Source organism: Exiguobacterium sp. s101 (genome assembly GCF_018617835.1).
Taxonomy (GTDB): domain Bacteria; phylum Bacillota; class Bacilli; order Exiguobacteriales; family Exiguobacteriaceae; genus Exiguobacterium; species Exiguobacterium marinum.
In genome coordinates, this window is the sequence record NZ_JACSKX010000009.1 from 23,473 (window position 1) to 43,058 (window position 19,586).

Sequence of the window (19,586 nt, forward strand, 5' to 3'; positions counted from 1 at the left end):
TTTGAAAGATAGAAAGGAGGGGAACTCGATGAGCTTTGCATCAGATGTGAAGAAAGAACTCACCCAGCTCGAAGCAAACGATGCCGAGGCGAAAGCTGAATTGTCGGCACTCGTTCGGATGAATGGAGTCATCTCGCTTGCCCTAGGACGAGGTATGACCCTTGATGTCTCGACGGAGAACGCCTCGATTGCCCGACGGATGTATTCATTGATGAAGCGGCTTTACGACCATCCGCTCGATTTGTTTGTACGGAAGAAAATGCGTCTGAAAAAGAACAATGTCTATATCGTCCGTGTATCACAACATGCAGAGACGATGCTTCGGGACCTCGAGATTCTCGGAGAGAATTATGAGATGATCCGGACACTTAACTCGGATATGACACGGGACGAGAACTTAGCACGTGCCTATTTACGTGGGGCGTTTCTTGCAGGTGGGTCGATCAACCATCCGAAGACGTCATCGTATCACCTCGAAGTGTATAGTTTGTATGAAAATCATAATCAGGCGCTACGTGATTTGGCGAACCGCTTTGATTTGAACGCAAAGACGCTCGAACGGAAAAAAGGACATATCCTTTACATGAAAGAGAGCGAGAAAATCTCAGATTTCCTCAAATTGATTGGCGCCACACGAGGGATGCTGGAATTTGAAGATGCACGCATCATCAAAGATATGCGTAACTCCGTCAACCGTCTCGTCAACTGTGAGACAGCGAACTTGAACAAAACGGTCGGTGCGGCATTGCGTCAGGTTGAGAATATCAAATTCTTAGAACGGACAGTCGGACTCGATGTCTTGCCGAAAAAACTGCGGGAGATCGCCGAACTGCGTGTCACGCATCAAGACGTCTCCTTGCAGGAGCTCGGGGAAATGCTCGAGTCCGGACCAATATCGAAGTCAGGAATCAACCATAGACTTCGTAAAATTGATCAAATTGCCGAGCGTGTGCGCAGCGGTGGCGAGATTGCATCTTCGTGATGCGGTTGCACCAAAACCATTCTTCCTATATAATAAGCAATTGTGTATAGGTTTTATGAAAAGCGAATTAAAGGAGCTTCATCATTATGTCGAATGAAAAGAAAAGATTATCGCTCACGATCGACGCTAAGCTCGATCAAGTCATCACAGAGCGTGCAAAAGAAATCGGGATTCCGAAAAGTGCACTCGTCACGTTTGCAACGAGCCTCTTCTTGAACCAGCTTCGTGCAGAAGAGTTGTTGAACGGAGATAAGAATGCAATCTACGAAGTTATTCGTAAAGACTACGAGTTGCTCACGAGCGTAAAGAATCTAGATAACTAAGTGAAAGGTTGACTTCGGTCAGCCTTTTTTAGTTGCATCTCTCCAGAAAATTTGGAATAGTTGAGGTACTGAATAAAGAGGAGGGCAAATGTATGGGACAAGCAAGTCAATTGCTACTTATTTTATTGTTACAATTAATCTTCGTGCCGGTTCTGACCCTTCGAACGATTATGCTTGTTAAAGGCAAAACAATGATTGCAGCGATGTTTGGTACGCTAGAAACATTAATTTATATCTTCGCGCTCGGTATTGTATTCCAGGATTTGACGACGCTCGGAATGATTGTCTATGCGGTCGGGTTCGGACTCGGGATTTTACTCGGTGGCTTCGTCGAACGGAAACTCGCAATCGGCTACAACATGATTCAAGTTCACACGAAAGAGTACCCGGCCGAGCTCATTCAACAGATGCGCGACAATGGATACGGTGTGACACATTACCAAGGTCAAGGACGTGACGGAATCCGTTATCGTCTTGACGTATTGGCGGCCCGGACACGGATGAAGGAACTTCGTGAACTTGTCGAGAAACATGAACCGAAGGCGTTTCTCGTCGCATTTGACCCGATTGATTTCAAAGGCGGCTATATGATGAAAGGGCTACGTCGCCCGAAATGACGCACGAGACTCACGTAAGTGGGTCTTTTTTTGTTGGAATAGGAATTTTACTACGCGATAGGGAACTAGTGAGAGAAGGAGATGAGACCGTGAAGAGCAATCGACATTTTTGGATTGTCTTATTATTCTTGCTTGTCGGTGTTGGCATCATCTATTTTGGCGTGACGCTGTTAGGCAACGGAGAAGACACCGTCAAACCACCACTCCCGACTGTCCGCGTCGGTTCGGTGACGGCGGAAGTAGAACAATCGACGTACTGTTGGGAGGCCGGCAATCAAGCGACATGCGCCGACTATGGTTTGCCGGAAGAGGATGACCTGCAACTGATTACGGTCAAACCGGGAGACCGAATCGACGTCGTCTATCATGCGGAACCGAAGGCATCGAGTTTTCATCGAATCGAGGACGGCGAACTCATCCCGGCAGACGCAATCGTCCCGGATGAGCCGGGCACCTATTTCTATGAAGTCGGCGGGGAATGGACGCAAGGCGATAGTCGGTACGTATTCGGCGTAAAGGTGTCCGAAAAGTGACAAAAACCATATTAAAAGACGTTTCCCGATAGAAATGGGAAACGTCTTTTGTATGATTAGCGTGTCATGACTTTGTCGATGAGACCGTAGTCTTTCGCTTGGTCAGCGGCCATGAAGTAGTCGCGCTCTGTGTCGCGTTCGATGACTTCAAGTGGCTGTCCAGTGTTTTCTGCCATGATTTGGTTCAACTTCTCACGCATTTTGATGATGCGTTCTGCGTGAATTTTAATGTCTGACGCTTGGCCTTGTGTGCCACCGAGCGGTTGGTGAATCATAATCTCCGCGTTTGGCAATGCGAAGCGTTTACCTTTTTCACCGGCTTGGAGCAAGAAGGCACCCATCGATGCAGCCATTCCGATACAAATCGTCGACACGTTCGGCTTGATGAAGTTCATCGTGTCATAGATCGCCATACCTGCTGTAATCGAACCACCTGGGCTGTTGATGTAGAGCGAGATGTCCTTTTCTGGATCCTCAGCTGCGAGGAAGAGGAGCTGTGCGACGATGGAGTTCGCGACGTTGTCGTCAATCGCACTACCGAGAAGGATGATACGGTCTTTGAGCAAGCGTGAGTAGATGTCATACGCGCGCTCCCCACGGCCTGTTTGTTCGATAACTGTTGGAATTAACATTGAATCTGCCTCCTTTATGTAGGTTGTAATTTCATCATACCTGTATAGTCAATGTTGGTCAAACAGAAACCCTTTCTACTGGTTATTCCACGACCCACGATGTGTAAAACGTCTCAAGAAGTGATGGTTACCCATTTAGTTTTGGACGAGCCAACGTGATGACCCGACTAGATTCGAAATAACGCGTGAAACTAGATTCACCAGAATACGATAAGAACAGATATTCTTTAGCACGCGTCATCCCGATGTAAAGGAGAGAGACTTCACGCTCGACATTTTTTTCATATTTGAACGGCATATTTTCAACGTTGACGATAAACACTGCTTGAAAATCAAGTCCTTTACTGCTGTCAATCGTACTGATTTTTACGCATTTGTCATCTTTTGAGAAAGTGCGCTTTGTTTCACTGTTTTCTGTGATCCAAAAGTGTTTGATCTCATAGTAATCTAACGCACGTTGTAACGCATCGACATAGTGCATCGACGAAAACTTCTGGACACGATAAAGAATCAGCATTTCAGAATAGGGGACTTTCTTCTCGTCATGTAACTTTTTGATTTGCCGAGCTACGAGATCTGCTTCTTTGAAGAAATGCTCGCATTTGATAATGGCTGGTTCAGGACCTCTTCTAAGCGTACTCTGAGGAGCGATGATTTCGCCATCTAATTCCTTCGTCACAACTTTATCTTTTAGAGAAGAATTGGATTGATAAAACGACCAGGCGAACGATACGATTTGAGATGTGTTCCGATAATTGATATTTAAAATTTTAGACCTTCCTCGGAAGTCGAGACCCGTGTCCTGTACATAGCTACGTTTCCGCTTATAGATGGATTGTGCGCGATCTTCAACAAGCAACAGAGATTTTGTTTCTGGGTTCAAGACTTCACTGGCGAGTTCGAGCCATTCGGGTTCAAAGTCTTGTCCCTCGTCAATCAAAATGGCATCGTACGAAGGAAGGATGATTTCTCGTTTTCTTAACTTCTCAAGTGTCGCTAAAATCCTTTTCTCAGAAATATGTAAATCGTTCTGCAACCAGGCATGGAAATTTCGTACTTCGATCAAATGGCTTTTACATTTTACTAAAGGATCGAAATCGAACAAATCATCCGGTTCTAGCATCATTTGTTGCACCATCTGTTCGATAAAGCGAGCTAGCGAGATATTGTAACATAGGATTAAAATTTTCCATTCGGGATGCTGTTTAGATAACAGTTTAGCGCGACTGGCTAATATCAGTGTTTTCCCACTTCCTGCAACACCTCGAATTAATCGATTTTGATCGCCGAGTTGTTTAGCCAAGTTTTCTTGATGTAAATCCATCGCTCGAATGTTATGGAGCGACAATAAAAGTTGATCTTGATAAGGGGTGACTTTTTTAAACTCTGCGCTGATTCGGACTTCAGGAAACAGATGATAGCGAATCGAATCGATTTCTTCACCGGTCAATGGTTGCTTTAGGCGATAAGGAACGGTGAACATGTTTAGTATTTTTTCAATGAGTACCTCTTCAGAGAATTGCGGGTCATCGGGATTGATTTCATCACGCATAAGGGAAAAGCAAGGGTCAATCACTTGATATAATCCGTGACGGATACAATCATTTTGGGTCAAACGTGTAAAAATGACCCCGGACCCATATGGGAATTTTAAAGTCGTTGCATACTTCCCTTCGTGTTGAATCAGATTTTGATCTTTTCTTAGAACGTCAGTCAGTTTGAACATATTTTCCCGGGCCTGCAGAAACGGACTTTTTATTTTCTTTTGAGATCCGTTTGCCGGAGTGATAATCCATTCATCATGATTCAATTGATATAGGGTAGAGCGAGTATAATCTTTCACTTCTAAGACGATTAATCCTAAGTCCGGTCCGATGATGACGAAGTCCGGTCTGCGGCCATGTATATTCGGTTCGTAATAAACAATATAGTCGTCTGGTAGGTAATGCTTCAATGTACGAAAGACGAGTCGCTCACCTGCCGTAGCAGAAGAACGAATTGTTTCAGGAACAGTATGAGCCATAAAATGACACCTCTTTTCCAAATCTTTTACTCTAATATACTATATAAAGGATATTCGGAAGCGGGGTGGTTTGAAATTGTAGGTGAAAATATACAAAAAGGACGAAAACCAACTAAGGTCTTCGTCCTTTATTTCTGATACACCCGGAGAGATTCGAACTCCCGACACCTGGCACCGGAAACCAGTGCTCTATCCCCTGAGCTACGGGTGCATATGTGTGACACGAATTTATTATACATTTGTTTTATTGAAAAAGCAATCCTGTTCATTTACCTTTTTTGAGCGCGAGTGGAGCGGGTTCGTTACAATAGAGAAGAGGGGGGAGAACGATGCAACGGCAAGAACAAAAACAAGTGCAACAGCAACAGATGACGCAAGACCTCGTGCAACGGCTACCGGTGCTCGAGGCGGATCGTCTGGCGCTCATATTTCGTCTTGCACGGCTAGCCCGACATAACGCGAACATCCATCTCGGAAGTGGGGGTGTCGAATGGATCGAGGATGTGGCGAGCGCATTTGAAGAGAAGCTGTTTACCCAGATTCGAGAAGGGGGCGGTAGTGAGGCGGATAAAGAGCTTAGACGAAAGCTCGTCCTCTTGCTCGACCATCGAGGATTATTGCCGGACACGAATGAAGTGTTGGCGGAGCGTCTTCAAGTTGATGTCGCTCAAATCGAACAAACGAGACAGGCGCTCTTGTTTCTTGAACCGACGGGGATTGGGGCGAGAACAGAAAGAGAGTGTCAATATCGACATGCGATCGAACATGACGACCCTCGTGTCGTCGATGTATTCGACGCAATCGAGAACGGTGTGAGTCATCAACAGATGGCAATCGTACTTGCCGTCTCAGAGGAAGAGCTTGCCGGTCTAGAACGTATTGTAGCGACGCTTCCGAAACGTCCTAGTTTATATGAAGAAACTAGTCAAATTTTTCCGGAAGTCGAGGTGCGCTATGAAGACGAAAAACTCGTCACGACGTGGCTCAGCCCTGAGCTCGATTCGACGCGAGTCGGCAATGACCGTGAGGCGAGATGGTGGATGACGTCCCTTGCGATGCGGAATGAGACGTTGCGTGAGATTTGGGGCGTCATCGAATCACGTCAGACGGAATGGCTCAAAGGAAAACTCGTCCTCAACCCGTTGACCCGTCGGACGGTCGCGCACTTGATCGGAAAACATGAATCGACGGTCGGGCGTGCCATCCAAGGGAAATTCGCCAAGACTGAGAACGGGATTATGGAGTGGAGACACTTTTTTGTCCGGTCGACGAGTCATGGTCATTCACCGTTTATGATCAAACGTATGCTCGCTGAACTGATTCAACAAGAGACAGCACCACAAAGTGACCAGACGCTTGCCCATGAGCTGGCACGATACGGTTATCAAGTGACACGTCGGACGGTGACGAACTACCGGGAAGAACTAGGGTTCGGTAACTCACGGGAGCGTGAGCGGCAGTTATGGAAAGGGTGATTCAGATGAAATTGACATTATATAAACGTGAGAATTGCTCGCTTTGTGACGAGGCGGTCGTCATGCTCGAATGGCTTCAAGAAGACTATCCGATTGAAATCGAACAAATTGATATCACAGGGGACGAGGTACTCGAAGAAAAGTATCTCTTCGAAATCCCCGTTCTTATATACGAGGGAGAGACCATCTGTCAAGGGCGATATGATGACAACAAAGTTGAAGATTTTGTTAAGTATACGCTTACATTGAAAAAAAACGTTTGAAGGGGTTGTCAGACGGAAAAGTGATTGATAAGATGAACTCGTAGCGGTGGGACGCAAATAAAAAAGCGGGACGAAAATTGTCCACACTTAAAGTCGAGGGGGTATGAGCATGATCCAGCAACTGATTCACGTTCAGAAGCAAATTGTCCCTGACCTGCTCGATACGCTCCGACATCGTTACGATATCTTACATTACGTCCGCTTGATGCAGCCAATCGGCCGCAGGACACTCGCAACGAGTTTGGGATTGACCGAACGAGTACTCAGGCGAGAGGTTGACTTTTTGAAAGATCAAGGTCTCCTTTACGTCGCTACTCAAGGAATTTCCCTCAGTGAGACGGGACGAAACGTCTTGCGAGACTTGCATGAGATTATGGGAGAACTTCTTGGAATCTCAGAAGTGGCAAGAGAGCTTGAAGAGAAGTTAGGGGTTCGCCAAGTCGTCATCGTGCCGGGTGATTCGGATGAAACATTCTGGGTCCAACGTGATATCGGACGGGCAGCGGTCACGCAATTAAAAGCGCGGCTCGCACCGGATGATAACGTGATCGCGGTAACAGGTGGAACGACGATGGCATCGGTTGCGGCCATGATGTCGCCCGATAAAAAAGAACGCCCGATGCATTTTGTGCCGGCACGTGGAGGTCTGGGAGAAACGCTTGAACTTCAAGCAAACACCGTCTGTTCACGCATGGCGGACCGGGCCCACGCAGACTATCATCTTCTACATATTCCGGATGAAGTATCACAAGAAACGTTCGACCGGATGGTGGAGGAACCTAGCATAAAAAATGTGCTGGAAATGATTAGAGTGGCGCAAATAGTGGTACATGGAATTGGTGAGGCAGAAACGATGGCAAAACGTCGTCACGCATCGCCAGAGCATTTGCGGATGATTGAACGGCATGATGCCGTCGCCGAAGCATTCGGATATTATTTCAATGCTGAAGGTGAGATCGTCCATCGCGTCAAGACGGTTGGGATTCAACTCGAAGAGCTGGATGACATGGACACCGTCATTGCGGTTGCTGGAGGAAAGTCGAAGGCGCAGGCGATCGCCGCTTATGCGAAACACACGTCGAACATCATCCTCGTCACAGACGAAGGTGCGGCGAAAGAATTATTAACTTGTTATTAAAGAGTTGACCCCGTTGGCTCTTCAATAAATAGCTTCTACCCTAAGGAGGAAATTAACATGGCAGTAAAAGTTGGTATTAACGGATTTGGACGTATCGGTCGTTTGGCATTCCGCGAGATCATCAAAAACGAAGGAATCGAAGTTGTTGCAATCAACGACTTGACAGACACGAAGATGCTTGCACACCTTCTCAAATATGACACGACTCAAGGTCGTTTCGACGGAGAAGTTGAAGTACACGACGATCACTTCCTCGTAAACGGAGAGAAAGTTATCACGCTCGCTAACCGTAACCCTGAAGAACTTCCATGGGGAGACCTCGGTGTAGACATCGTTCTCGAATGTACTGGATTCTTCACTTCAAAAGAAAAAGCTGAGCTTCACTTGAAAGCTGGCGCGAAGAAAGTTGTTATCTCGGCTCCTGCTACAGGTGACATGAAAACTGTTGTTTACAACACAAACCACGAAATCCTTGATGGTTCTGAAACAGTCATTTCAGGTGCTTCTTGTACAACAAACTGCTTGGCACCAATGGCTAAAGTTCTTCAAGATCAGTTCGGCATCGTTGAAGGTCTCATGACGACGATTCACGCTTACACTGGTGACCAAAACACGCTTGACGCTCCACACCCTAAAGGTGACTTCCGTCGTGCACGTGCAGCTGCAGCGAACATCGTTCCTAACACAACAGGTGCTGCTAAAGCAATCGGTCTTGTAATTCCTGAACTTCAAGGAAAACTTGACGGTGCTGCACAACGTGTACCAGTTGCTACAGGTTCACTCACTGAGCTCGTAACTGTACTCGACAAGCAAGTATCTGTTGACGAAGTAAACGCAGCAATGAAAGCAGCAGCGAACGAGTCATTCGGTTACACTGAAGACCAAATCGTTTCTTCTGACATCGTTGGTATCGCATACGGTTCACTCTTCGATGCGACTCAAACTAAAGTGATGACAGTTGGCGACAAGCAACTCGTTAAGACGGTTTCTTGGTACGACAACGAAATGTCTTACACTGCACAATTGGTTCGCACAGTTAAGCACTTCGCTAACATCGCGAAGTAAGTTCGTGAACTAAATAGAATCAAATAGGAGCGGAAACAAGAGATTGTTCTCCGCTCTATTTATGAAATAACACGCACGACATCTCTATTTTATGAAATAACACGCACGACATATGGAGGCGAAAGTTATGAACAAACAGTCTATTCGTGACATCGATGTAAAAGGGAAACGCGTCTTTTGCCGCGTTGACTTCAACGTTCCACTCAAAGATGGCGTCATCCAAGATGAAACTCGGATCCAAGCCGCACTTCCAACGATCAAGCACTTGCTTGACGGTGGTGCGAAACTCGTCCTTGCGAGCCACCTCGGCCGTCCAAAAGGCGAGAAGAACCCTGAGTTCTCACTTGCTCCGGTAGCAAAGCGTCTCGCTGAGCTCCTCGGAAAAGATGTACCGCTCGTCGAAGAAGCATACGGCCCTGTTGCAGAAGAAGCGGTCGCTAAACTCTCTGAAGGCGATGTCGTCGTTTTAGAGAATGTTCGTTTCTACCCAGGAGAAACGAAAAACGATCCTGAGCTTGCAAAAGGATTTGCAGCACTTGCTGACGTATACGTCAACGACGCATTCGGTGCGGCTCACCGTGCGCACGCTTCAACTGAAGGGGTTGCACACCACGTGGATACAGCCGTTTCGGGTCTCTTGATGGAAAAAGAACTTGAAGTTCTCGGTAAAGCTCTTTCTAACCCGGATCGTCCGTTCACGGCGATTATCGGCGGATCGAAAGTAGCTGACAAGATTGGGGTCATCGACCACCTTCTTGACATCGTTGACACACTCATCATCGGTGGTGGACTCTCGTACACGTTCTCGAAAGCACTCGGGCACGAAGTTGGGAATTCACTCCTTGAAGAGGATAAGCTTGACCTCGCTCGTCAATTCATGAAGAAAGCAGAAGACAAAGGCGTGAAATTCTTGATGCCTGTCGACTGCGTCATCGCGAAAGAATTCGGCGAAGAAACGTATGTCGGCCCAGTCGATATCGACTCGATCCCAGCGGATCACATGGGTCTCGATATCGGACCGAAGACAGTCGAACTTTACGCGGACGCGATTCGCGAATCGAAACTTGTCGTATGGAACGGACCGATGGGCGTATTCGAACTCGATAAATACGCAGACGGAACGAAAGGTGTCGCTCAAGCACTTGCGGACAGCGATGCATACTCAATCATCGGTGGTGGCGACTCAGCCGCTGCGGCAGCCAAGTTTGGTCTTGCTGACAAGATGAGTCACATCTCAACTGGTGGCGGCGCGTCACTCGAATTCATGGAAGGCAAAAAACTTCCAGGTGTCGAGGCGTTGAACGACAAGTAATTTAGAGGAGGGTTATCGATGCGTAAACCGATTATTGCAGGTAACTGGAAAATGAACAAAACACTCTCGGAAGCTGTCGCTTTCGTAGAGGAAGTAAAAAACAACATCCCATCTACTGACAAAGTAGATGCAGCGATTGGTGCTCCGGCACTTTTCCTCGCACCGATGGTAGAAGCAGCTAAAGGGTCAAACTTAATGCTCGGTGCACAAAACATGTACGACAAAGATAGCGGTGCCTACACTGGCGAAATCAGCCCAGTGATGGTCGCTGACCTTGGTGTGACGTACGTCATCCTCGGTCACTCAGAACGTCGCGAGTACTTCGGCGAATCAGATGCGTTCATCAACAGCAAAACGAAAAAAGCGTTTGAACACGATCTTACGCCAATCGTTTGTGTCGGTGAAACACTTGAGGAGCGCGAAGGCGACAAGTTCGAAGAAGTCATCAAAACACAAGTCGAAGGCGGTCTTGCTGACCTCTCTGCTGACCAAGTCAAACAACTCGTCATTGCGTACGAGCCAGTTTGGGCAATCGGTACAGGTAAATCAGCGGACGAAGCTGACGCACAAAGCTCTTGTAAGTATGTTCGTGACGTTGTGAAAGGTCTTTACGGCGAAGACGTAGCGGCTGCAGTACGCATCCAATACGGTGGATCTGTCAAACCTGAGAACATCAAAGAGTACATGGCACAAGAAGACATCGACGGCGCACTCGTCGGCGGTGCTTCACTTGAAGCCGCTTCGTTCCTCAAATTGTTGGAGGCGATTTAAATGGCTAGACCAGTCGCACTCATCATCTTAGATGGTTTCGGGATGCGTGACGAATCGTTCGGTAACGCGGTCATGGCCGCGGACAAACCGAACTTCGACCGCTACTGGGAGCAGTATCCACATACGCTCTTAAACGCAAAAGGCGAGTACGTCGGTCTTCCAGAAGGACAGATGGGGAACTCGGAAGTCGGTCACTTGAACATCGGTGCCGGCCGGGTCGTCTATCAGTCACTCTCACGCGTCAACAACGCAATCAAAGACCGTTCGTTATTCGATCGTCAAGCGATGAACCATTTGGCAGGACATGTGAAGAAACATGACTCGAGCCTCCACATCATGGGCCTCGTGTCAGATGGCGGGATTCACTCGCACATCAACCACATGTTTGCCATCGTTGAGTTCGCAAAACTACACGGCATCGAAAAAGTGTACATTCACGCGTTCACGGACGGCCGTGACTGTGATCCGAAGTCAGGAGCTGGTTTCCTCAAGGAAACAGAAGAGAAGCTTGCTGAACTCGGTGTCGGTCAAGTCGCTAGCGTGTCTGGTCGCTACTATGCCATGGACCGCGACAACCGTTGGGAGCGCGTCAAGAAAGTATACGACGTTCTTGTAAACGGCAAAGGCGAAGTCGGCACGGACCCAGTCGAGGTTCTCAAGAAGTCTTACGAGAACGATTTGACGGATGAGTTCGTCTTACCGACCGTCATCGAAAAAGATGGCAAGCCGGTCGCGACAATCCAAGACAACGATGCCATCATGTTCTTCAACTTCCGTCCGGACCGGGCGATTCAGTTGTCGAAAGTGTTCAAAGAGAAAGCCGGATTCGAAGGCTTCAAACTCTCTGAAAATCATCCTGAGAACCTTCTCCTCGTTTCGATGACGAAGTACTCGGATGTGATTGACACAGATATCGTCTTCCCACCAGAAGATTTGAAGAACACACTCGGGGAAACACTCTCTGCGCAAGGATACAAGCAACTCCGCGCCGCAGAAACAGAGAAGTACCCACACGTCACGTTCTTCTTGAACGGACAACAAGAGAAGCCGTTCGAAGGTGAGGATCGTCTCCTCGTACCTTCACCGAAAGTCGCGACGTACGATCTTCAACCAGAAATGAGCGCATATGAACTCACAGACGGTTTGCTCGAACGTATCGAGTCGGATGAGTATGATGCATACATCATCAACTTCGCGAACCCGGATATGGTCGGACACTCAGGTAAGCTTGAGCCGACGAAGAAAGCGATCGAAGTGGTCGACGAATGCCTCGGTAAAGTAGTGGACGCATTACTTGCTAAAGGTGGCGCGGCCATCATCACAGCGGACCACGGGAACGCGGACATCGTCACGAACCCAGATGGTTCACCGATGACGGCGCACACGACGGAACCTGTTCCATGTATCGTCACAAAAGAGGGAGTCGAACTGAAACCAGTTCTCGAAGGCGCGCTTTGCGACCTCGCCCCAACGCTTCTCGACCTTCTCGGTGGAGAGCAGCCAGCTGAAATGACTGGTTCATCAATCGTTACAAAATAAAACAACTATTTTTCAAACGAAAAGGAGCGATTTTTCATGTCAATGATTACAGAAATTTACGCACGCGAAATTTTAGATTCACGCGGTAACCCATCAGTAGAAGTAGAAGTCTTCACAGAAGACGGCGGTTTCGGCCGTGCCCTCGTCCCATCAGGCGCATCAACAGGTGAGCACGAAGCAGTTGAGCTTCGCGATGGCGACAAGTCACGTTACCTCGGTAAAGGTGTCTTGAAAGCAGTTGCGAACGTGAACGACACGATCGCACCAGAGCTCATCGGCTACGATGTATTCGACCAAAACGCACTCGATGCGAAAATGATTGAGCTTGACGGTACGAAAAACAAAGGTAAACTCGGAGCGAACGCGATCCTCGGTGTCTCAATGGCAGCAGCACACGCAGCAGCAGACGAGCTTGGCCTTCCACTTTACACATACCTCGGTGGATTCAACGCGAAGACGCTTCCGACTCCAATGATGAACATCATCAACGGTGGTTCGCACGCTGACAACAACGTTGACTTCCAAGAGTTCATGATTATGCCTGTTGGCGCGCCAACGTTCCGTGAAGCGCTCCGCATGGGTGCAGAAGTATTCCACGCCCTCAAATCAGTTCTTTCTGGTATGGGTCTCAACACGGCTGTTGGTGACGAAGGTGGTTTCGCACCAAACTTGAAGTCAAACGAAGAAGCGATCACAGTTATCCTTGAAGCGATCGAAAAAGCTGGTTACAAAGCTGGAGAAGACATCTACCTCGCAATGGACGTTGCGTCTTCAGAATTCTATGACAAGTCAACTGGCAAGTACGAACTCGCTGGTGAAGGCAAAACGATGACAACTGCTGAGCTTGTAGACTTCTACGCTGAGCTCGTCGACAAGTACCCAATCATCTCAATCGAAGACGGTTGCGACGAAAACGACTGGGACGGCTTCAAATTGCTTACTGACAAAATCGGTAACAAAGTTCAGCTCGTTGGGGATGACCTCTTCGTAACGAACACTGAGAAACTTGCTGAAGGTATCGAAAAAGGAATCTCAAACTCGATCCTCATCAAAGTTAACCAAATCGGTACGCTCACAGAAACATTCGACGCAATCGAAATGGCTAAAAAAGCTGGCTACACAGCAGTGATCTCACACCGTTCTGGTGAAACAGAAGATGCGACAATCGCGGACATCGCTGTTGCGACAAACGCTGGTCAAATCAAAACTGGTTCACTTTCACGTACTGACCGTATCGCGAAATACAACCAACTTCTCCGCATCGAAGACATGCTCGGCGATGTTGCGAAATACGACGGCATCAAGTCGTTCTATAACCTCAAAAAATAAGTAATTGTTTTCAGGCTCGCTTCGTGCGGGCCTGTTTTTTTTATGTGGAATATCCGTTCAATCGACGGGCACGAACGCTCTGTGTTGGAACTCCTCGTCATCGACATCCCGTGTTGCTGTATACTGAACGTGACTGATGAAGAGTAGGGAGGGATTGGATGGACCAATCGAATGAACAAGAAGAACGATTAAGCGGGGGAAACGTATCAATCGTTCATCGAAACGGGGACTATGTCTATCGTTCACAAAAAGAGGGAAATGAACGCATTCATCGCTTCTTGAAGCATTTGGAAGCAAAGCGACTTTCCGGAGTGCCACGCTTTGTTGGAATCGATGAATCTGGAAGAGAGGTGCTCACTTACATCGAAGGGGAAACGGCAGACTATCCTCTCAAATCATATATGTGGTCCGATGAGGCGATTCAAGACGCTGCACGACTGTTGAGACGTCTGCATGATGCGTCGATCGATTTTGAATTGTCATCGGAATGGGCGCCGATCGATCACACGCCACAACCGTTCGAGGTCATCTGTCATAACGACTTCGCCGTCTACAATACGATTTTTCACGAGGGGAAAGTTGCGGGAGTCATCGATTTTGATTTGGCCGCACCGGGACCGCGGGCTTTGGATATCGTCTATGCACTTTATACGTTCGTTCCACTCAGTCGTCGCCATCAAGCGGGAACAGGGGAAGTCATCTATTATGATGCCAATCGAAACGATGCGATCTATAACAAGCGGGTATCCTTGTTTCTCGAAGCCTATGGTTGGGAGCAAGCGGAGGTCGACTTATTCGACATGTTGCAACGACGCATTGAAGCGCTCTGTCTCTTGATGAAACGAAAAGCCGGTGAAGGAGATGTCGCCTTCCAAAAGATGATAGACGACGGGCACTATAAGCATTATCAAGAGGAACTTCGCTTCATTCGAACGCATGGACGGAAGTGGTTCTGAAACGATGTATGCCGGGAATAAAATGAGTGTAGAATGAATGGGGAGGCATTTCTCATGAGGATGATCGGACTTCTTCTTGTCATGAGTGTGATTGGATTCGGCATTTGGTACGTTCTAAAATCGAAGCGCGTTGACGATTGGTCATGACAACATTGTCACGACCTCTATTTTGTGTCAGAACACACAAAATTTGGGTATACTCTCTACATAACGAGTAAAGGAGCCACTGCTTATGACACGAGTACGAAAAGCCATCATCCCAGCCGCCGGTCTCGGCACCCGCTTCCTTCCTGCCACGAAAGCCATGCCAAAAGAAATGTTGCCAATCGTCAATAAGCCGACGATCCAGTTCATCGTCGAGGAGGCCGTCGCCTCAGGGATTGAGGACATCATCATCGTCACAGGTAAGAATAAACGGGCGATTGAAGACCACTTCGACCGTGCGCTCGAATTGGAGCAGAACCTCGAATCGAAAGGGAAGACCCGCTTGCTCGAATCGGTCCGTCACTCCTCAAACTTGGCGAACATTCACTACATACGCCAACAGGAGCCAAAAGGTCTCGGTCACGCGATTTGGTGCGCCCGAAAGTTTATCGGGGATGAGCCGTTCGCTGTCTTACTCGGAGACGATATCATCGAATCCGACGTACCGGCTACGAAGCAATTGATTGATCAATATGAGGAGCATGAACGTTCCATCATCGGGGTACAGCGTGTCCCGTATGAAATGACGAACCGATATGGTATAATTGACCCGCTTGCCGTCGAAGGGAAGCTCATCCCGGTGCGGACGTTCGTCGAGAAGCCGCCCGTCGATGAGGCCCCGTCTAACTTCGCCATCCTCGGTCGATACATCTTGAAACCGGACGTCTTCGAGGCGCTATCGGGGCAAGAAGCGGGTGCCGGAGGCGAGATACAATTGACGGATGCGATTGCACGCTTGAATGAGGCAGAAACGGTCTTCGCTTATGAATTTGATGGTCGACGCTATGATGTCGGAGAGCCAATCGGGTTCGTCGAAACGACGATTTGCCATGCACTCAGCGATCCTGATTTAAAAGATGACGTCCGTGCCCTATTGAAACGGCTCGTGGACGAACTTGATCAACAGTAAGGTGTGTTATTTTTGAAAACAATGCTCATGGTGTGCCAAAACTATTATCCGGAAATCGGCAGTGCCGGTAACCGGATGCAAAACATTACGCATTTGATGAAACAGCGCGGGTATGAAGTCGAGGTCGTTACCGCTTCCCCTTCGTACCCGAGCTTTGATATGTATCAGGACGACCGTTTCTGGAACGACCGCGAGCTGAACGACCAGCCGTTCATCAAACGGCTCATCACGAAGAAACGGAAACATACGTCCAATATGGTCAGCCGTCTCTTTTTATTCCTCGAACAAATGGTAAAAGGGATTGGAGCTGTCCGCCAGTTAAAATTGAAGCCTGACGTCGTGTTTGCGACGACCCCTTCTTTTTTTATGGCGTTTGTCGGAGTATATGCGAAGCGAAAGTATCGCGTCCCACTGATTCTAGACGTTCGCGACCTTTGGCCGGAATCGGTAAAAGGGGTCGGGGTATTCAAACATGACTGGGTGCTCGCGCCAGCGTTTTGGCTCGAGAAGCGATTGTATCGTTCCGCAGATGAAGTCATCATCAACTCGGAAGGATTCCGCAGCTATCTTCGTCAGCGCGGTGTCCCGAATGAGATAATCCACTATATGCCGAACTCGATTCGGGAAGCGGAGCGCACGCTCGAGCGGACGATTCCACCGGACGACCGGATGGAGATTTTATACGCCGGAAATATGGGTCTTGCCCAGGACGTGTCTCTGTTGCTCGAACTCGCCGAACGATTCCGGGACGAACCGCGGATTCACTTCAAACTGATCGGCTACGGCTATCGGAAAGAAGAGTTGAAGCAGACGATTAAAGATCGCGGCTTCCAAAACTTCTTGTTCCTCGAGGCGATGCCAAGGACGGAGGCGTTCCAGGCGATTAAAAATGCAGATGTCGCGTTCGTCAGCCTGATCGAGCAAGAAGTGTTCGATACGGTCATCCCTGGGAAACTGATCGACTATATGGCGGTCGGCAAACCGATTGTCGCAGCAGTGTCAGGCCATGCGGCGAATGTCATTGAAGCGGCGGAAGTCGGCTACGTGTCACGGAAGCGTGACATCGATGAGATCGAACGGATTCTACGGAAGCTCCTCGACCGACCAGACCTACGGGAGGCACTCGGGGCAAACGGGATTCGTTACGTCAAAGAGAATTTATGTTGGGAAGAGAATATCGACGTGCTAGATCAAGTCGTACAACAGTTAGTGATGGAGGAAAGACAATGAAGTCAGTATGTATGTTTGTATGGAACCATTTTACGAATGATGCGCGCGTCCTTCGTGAGTGCTCAGCACTTGCCGAGGCAGGTTATGAAGTCGATTTGATTGCGCTTCAAGATCCTAAAAATAAAGAGCTTTCAAAAGAAGAGATGCGTCCGGAAGGCTTCCGTGTCATCCGCGTGAAGCGACAACCCTCGATTCTCGTCAACGCGCTCAAATTCGCGAAGAAGACATACCAATGGGTGAGCGAGAAGCGGACCCGTCAAATCGGTGCGGGACTCGTCGGTGCCGGGTTGGTCTTACTCGCTCCGTTGACGATGCTCGCGCTCGGTGCAGCCGTCGGAACGGTCTTGTTACCACAAGTACGTAAGCAGATCGTCAACGCGAGTGCGATGCTCGAGATGGTGTTCGCTTCGACGAAAAAATCGTATGACTTTTACCATGCGAATGATTTGAACACACTCCCGCAGGCACTCCTCGCTGGAAAAGTGTTCAACAAAGGCAGAATCGTCTATGATTCGCACGAAGTACAGACGGACCGTACCGGCTACGGCTACATTCAAAGTAACCTCGAAGGATGGCTCTTGCCGTTCGTCGATACGATGATGGTCGAGAACCATACACGTGCGGCACATAACGAAGAGTTGTACGGGTTCTATCCGTATGTGCTCCACAACTATCCGTTTTATCGTCCGCTCGACTTCTCGCTCCGTAAGGATTTGCATGCACTCCTCGATTTGCCGAAAGACGAGAAGATCCTCTTATACCAAGGTGGGGTTCAAGCCGGACGCGGCCTCGAACAGCTCGTGCTCGCGGCGAAAGACTTCAAAGAAGGTACGCTCGTCATGATCGGGGACGGGAAGCTCAAACCGACGATTCAACAGTTGATCGAGACGGAAGGGGTCGGCGACCGCGTCAAGATGATTGACAAAGTACCGGTCGAAGCGTTACCTTACTATACGATGAACGCCTACTTAGGCTTCCAAGTATTGAACAACGTCTGCTTCAACCATTACTCGGCCTCATCTAATAAATTGTTTGAGTATTTGATGGCTGAAGTACCGGTCGTCTCATGTGACTTCCCTGAAATCGAACGGGTCGTTGCGGGAAATGACGTCGGGGTGCTCGTCGATTCGCATGATCCACAATCGATTGCGGACGGCGTCAACCGATTGATTGAAGATCAAGCACTCTACGCGCGTGTCAAAGAGAACACGAAGACCGCGCGTGAGAAATATAACTGGGATTTGGAAAAAGAGGCACTCTTGAACGTCTACGCAAATGCAGCGGAGCGCAAGTTGCCGATTATGAAAGACGGTGCGCCAAAGCCAGTACAATCTTAAGACTGCGGCTTTTGCCGCGGTCTTTTTTATGTGGAAGGAGGACATGTATGAAACGTCAACAGCAACATCTATTGCGCCAACAAGTATGGCGCAAGCTACAAACCATCTCGGTGAAGGACATCGCCTGGATCATCGCGGGCTCATTCATTCTCTCGTTCGGGGTCAACTACTTCACCGTACCGAACGATTTCTCGGAAGGTGGCCTGCTCGGGGTCACGATCATCTTGTACTACGTGTTCGGTTGGGACCTCGGGCTCACGTCGATCATCGGGAACGGGATTCTCTTTATCATCGGCTATAAGCTGCTTGACCGCCGGACAATGGTCTATTCGGTCATCGCGGTCGTCGCGACATCGTTCTTTCTCAGTCTGACGCATAACTGGGGCAGCCCGGCTGAGGACAAACTGCTCGCGGCCGTCTATGCCGGAATCATGATCGGGGTCGGGATCGGCATGGTGCTCCGTGTCGGCGGTACGACCGGCGGGGGTGTCATCATCGCCCGTCTCATGGAGCGCTATCTCCATTTGAGCGTCGCCGTCTCGATGTTCATCATCGACGCGATCGTCGTCGCGACATCCGGCTTCTTCTTAGGGGAGCAGGTCGTCCTGTATACGCTCATCGCCATCATCATCGGCTCATGGGTCATCGACCTCGTCGCGGAAGGACTCAACATCCGCAAGGCCGTCACGATCATCAGTGACAAACATGAAGAGCTCGCCGTCGTCTTGACGGAAACGCTCGGCCGCTCGGCAACGATCATTCATGGACATGGCTACTATACGAAGCAAGATAAGAACATGTTGTATATGATCGTCGACAAACGTCAGATCGCGCCGCTCAAAAAAATCGTCCAAGTGACGGACGACCGGGCCTTCGTCGTCATCCACCAAGTGAAGGAAGTCATCGGGGAAGGATTCAGTTACCCGTCCCGATAATTTGAATGCTGG

The 19,586-nt window shown here is 48.7% G+C and carries 19 protein-coding genes and 1 tRNA gene; 17 read left to right on the forward strand and 3 right to left on the reverse strand.

All coding sequences use genetic code 11. From position 1 onward, the window contains the following. Window positions 1-28: 28 nt before the first annotated feature. The 4 genes from whiA (at window position 29) to KNO76_RS08910 (ending at window position 2,455) form a co-directional block, all read left to right on the forward strand. Window positions 29-982: a DNA-binding protein WhiA gene (gene whiA, locus KNO76_RS08895; protein ID WP_026825436.1), complete on the forward strand. Its 954-nt coding sequence runs from the start codon at window positions 29-31 to the stop codon at window positions 980-982. An 86-nt stretch (window positions 983-1,068) separates the two neighbouring features. Continuing rightward, entirely contained in the window at window positions 1,069-1,305 is a 237-nt protein-coding gene (locus tag KNO76_RS08900) for a hypothetical protein (protein ID WP_012726920.1), read from the forward strand. A 92-nt stretch (window positions 1,306-1,397) separates the two neighbouring features. Continuing rightward, window positions 1,398-1,922 (forward strand): DUF2179 domain-containing protein, encoded by a 525-nt coding sequence (locus tag KNO76_RS08905; RefSeq protein ID WP_026825437.1) that lies wholly within the window; start codon window positions 1,398-1,400, stop codon window positions 1,920-1,922. Between the two features lie 89 nt (window positions 1,923-2,011). After that, window positions 2,012-2,455, forward strand: a complete 444-nt coding sequence (locus KNO76_RS08910) for a hypothetical protein (protein ID WP_353047883.1) — start codon at window positions 2,012-2,014, stop codon at window positions 2,453-2,455. 56 nt (window positions 2,456-2,511) lie between these two features. On the opposite strand, the gene clpP is transcribed toward KNO76_RS08910, so the two are convergent. From clpP to KNO76_RS08925, 3 genes are all read right to left on the reverse strand, one after another. Then, window positions 2,512-3,087 carry an ATP-dependent Clp endopeptidase proteolytic subunit ClpP gene (clpP, locus tag KNO76_RS08915; protein ID WP_012726916.1) on the reverse strand — a complete coding sequence of 192 codons (576 nt, stop codon included), beginning with the start codon at window positions 3,085-3,087 and terminating at the stop codon, window positions 2,512-2,514. A gap of 127 nt (window positions 3,088-3,214) precedes the next feature. Then, window positions 3,215-5,110 (reverse strand): DEAD/DEAH box helicase, encoded by a 1,896-nt coding sequence (locus tag KNO76_RS08920; RefSeq protein WP_214884884.1) that lies wholly within the window; start codon window positions 5,108-5,110, stop codon window positions 3,215-3,217. Window positions 5,111-5,248: 138 nt separating this feature from the next. Beyond that, window positions 5,249-5,321 (reverse strand) — tRNA-Arg (locus KNO76_RS08925). Between the two features lie 118 nt (window positions 5,322-5,439). Between KNO76_RS08925 and KNO76_RS08930 the strand changes: the two genes are divergently transcribed. From KNO76_RS08930 to KNO76_RS08990, 13 genes are all read left to right on the forward strand, one after another. After that, complete coding sequence (locus KNO76_RS08930) at window positions 5,440-6,585, forward strand: RNA polymerase factor sigma-54 (RefSeq protein WP_214884886.1); 1,146 nt, start codon at window positions 5,440-5,442, stop codon at window positions 6,583-6,585. Window positions 6,586-6,590: 5 nt separating this feature from the next. After that, window positions 6,591-6,848 carry a glutaredoxin family protein gene (locus KNO76_RS08935; RefSeq protein WP_214884888.1) on the forward strand — a complete coding sequence of 86 codons (258 nt, stop codon included), beginning with the start codon at window positions 6,591-6,593 and terminating at the stop codon, window positions 6,846-6,848. Window positions 6,849-6,960: 112 nt separating this feature from the next. Further along, window positions 6,961-7,986, forward strand: coding sequence for a sugar-binding transcriptional regulator (locus KNO76_RS08940; protein WP_214885034.1), 1,026 nt, complete (start codon window positions 6,961-6,963; stop codon window positions 7,984-7,986). Window positions 7,987-8,043: 57 nt separating this feature from the next. Further along, a complete protein-coding gene (gap, locus tag KNO76_RS08945; RefSeq protein WP_214884904.1) occupies window positions 8,044-9,051 on the forward strand; it encodes a type I glyceraldehyde-3-phosphate dehydrogenase in 1,008 nt (335 codons plus the stop codon). Between the two features lie 127 nt (window positions 9,052-9,178). Further along, window positions 9,179-10,363 (forward strand): phosphoglycerate kinase, encoded by a 1,185-nt coding sequence (locus KNO76_RS08950; protein ID WP_214703422.1) that lies wholly within the window; start codon window positions 9,179-9,181, stop codon window positions 10,361-10,363. An 18-nt stretch (window positions 10,364-10,381) separates the two neighbouring features. Continuing rightward, window positions 10,382-11,134, forward strand: a complete 753-nt coding sequence (gene tpiA, locus KNO76_RS08955; protein WP_214884912.1) for a triose-phosphate isomerase — start codon at window positions 10,382-10,384, stop codon at window positions 11,132-11,134. Next, window positions 11,135-12,673, forward strand: a complete 1,539-nt coding sequence (gene gpmI / locus KNO76_RS08960) for a 2,3-bisphosphoglycerate-independent phosphoglycerate mutase (RefSeq protein ID WP_214884915.1) — start codon at window positions 11,135-11,137, stop codon at window positions 12,671-12,673. It begins immediately after the preceding gene. A gap of 36 nt (window positions 12,674-12,709) precedes the next feature. Next, window positions 12,710-14,002 carry a phosphopyruvate hydratase gene (eno, locus tag KNO76_RS08965; RefSeq protein ID WP_214699443.1) on the forward strand — a complete coding sequence of 431 codons (1,293 nt, stop codon included), beginning with the start codon at window positions 12,710-12,712 and terminating at the stop codon, window positions 14,000-14,002. A gap of 158 nt (window positions 14,003-14,160) precedes the next feature. Then, the gene (locus KNO76_RS08970) at window positions 14,161-14,958 is read left to right on the forward strand and encodes an aminoglycoside phosphotransferase family protein (RefSeq protein WP_214884918.1); all 798 of its coding nucleotides are present in this window, start codon (window positions 14,161-14,163) and stop codon (window positions 14,956-14,958) included. 232 nt (window positions 14,959-15,190) lie between these two features. Then, window positions 15,191-16,072, forward strand: a complete 882-nt coding sequence (gene galU / locus KNO76_RS08975; RefSeq protein WP_214884920.1) for a UTP--glucose-1-phosphate uridylyltransferase GalU — start codon at window positions 15,191-15,193, stop codon at window positions 16,070-16,072. A gap of 21 nt (window positions 16,073-16,093) precedes the next feature. Then, on the forward strand, window positions 16,094-17,302 hold the full coding sequence (locus KNO76_RS08980) for a glycosyltransferase family 4 protein (protein WP_251127961.1): 1,209 nt from the start codon (window positions 16,094-16,096) through the stop codon (window positions 17,300-17,302). Then, window positions 17,299-18,639, forward strand: a complete 1,341-nt coding sequence (locus KNO76_RS08985) for a glycosyltransferase (protein ID WP_214703426.1) — start codon at window positions 17,299-17,301, stop codon at window positions 18,637-18,639. The genes KNO76_RS08980 and KNO76_RS08985 overlap by 4 nt, the downstream gene beginning before the upstream one ends. 47 nt (window positions 18,640-18,686) lie before the next feature. After that, on the forward strand, window positions 18,687-19,574 hold the full coding sequence (locus KNO76_RS08990; protein ID WP_051545959.1) for a YitT family protein: 888 nt from the start codon (window positions 18,687-18,689) through the stop codon (window positions 19,572-19,574). Window positions 19,575-19,586: the final 12 nt, after the last annotated feature.

Bases quoted from the DNA above. Each gene is read 5' to 3' on its own strand.
- whiA (WP_026825436.1), top strand. From the start codon at position 29: ATGAGCTTTGCATCAGATGTGAAGAAAGAACTCACCCAGCTCGAAGCA.
- KNO76_RS08900 (WP_012726920.1), top strand. From the start codon at position 1,069: ATGTCGAATGAAAAGAAAAGATTATCGCTCACGATCGACGCTAAGCTC.
- KNO76_RS08905 (WP_026825437.1), top strand. From the start codon at position 1,398: ATGGGACAAGCAAGTCAATTGCTACTTATTTTATTGTTACAATTAATC.
- clpP (WP_012726916.1), bottom strand. From the start codon at position 3,087: ATGTTAATTCCAACAGTTATCGAACAAACAGGCCGTGGGGAGCGCGCG.
- KNO76_RS08920 (WP_214884884.1), bottom strand. From the start codon at position 5,110: ATGGCTCATACTGTTCCTGAAACAATTCGTTCTTCTGCTACGGCAGGT.
- KNO76_RS08930 (WP_214884886.1), top strand. From the start codon at position 5,440: ATGCAACGGCAAGAACAAAAACAAGTGCAACAGCAACAGATGACGCAA.
- KNO76_RS08935 (WP_214884888.1), top strand. From the start codon at position 6,591: ATGAAATTGACATTATATAAACGTGAGAATTGCTCGCTTTGTGACGAG.
- gap (WP_214884904.1), top strand. From the start codon at position 8,044: ATGGCAGTAAAAGTTGGTATTAACGGATTTGGACGTATCGGTCGTTTG.
- KNO76_RS08950 (WP_214703422.1), top strand. From the start codon at position 9,179: ATGAACAAACAGTCTATTCGTGACATCGATGTAAAAGGGAAACGCGTC.
- tpiA (WP_214884912.1), top strand. From the start codon at position 10,382: ATGCGTAAACCGATTATTGCAGGTAACTGGAAAATGAACAAAACACTC.
- gpmI (WP_214884915.1), top strand. From the start codon at position 11,135: ATGGCTAGACCAGTCGCACTCATCATCTTAGATGGTTTCGGGATGCGT.
- eno (WP_214699443.1), top strand. From the start codon at position 12,710: ATGTCAATGATTACAGAAATTTACGCACGCGAAATTTTAGATTCACGC.
- KNO76_RS08970 (WP_214884918.1), top strand. From the start codon at position 14,161: ATGGACCAATCGAATGAACAAGAAGAACGATTAAGCGGGGGAAACGTA.
- galU (WP_214884920.1), top strand. From the start codon at position 15,191: ATGACACGAGTACGAAAAGCCATCATCCCAGCCGCCGGTCTCGGCACC.
- KNO76_RS08980 (WP_251127961.1), top strand. From the start codon at position 16,094: ATGCTCATGGTGTGCCAAAACTATTATCCGGAAATCGGCAGTGCCGGT.
- KNO76_RS08985 (WP_214703426.1), top strand. From the start codon at position 17,299: ATGAAGTCAGTATGTATGTTTGTATGGAACCATTTTACGAATGATGCG.
- KNO76_RS08990 (WP_051545959.1), top strand. From the start codon at position 18,687: ATGAAACGTCAACAGCAACATCTATTGCGCCAACAAGTATGGCGCAAG.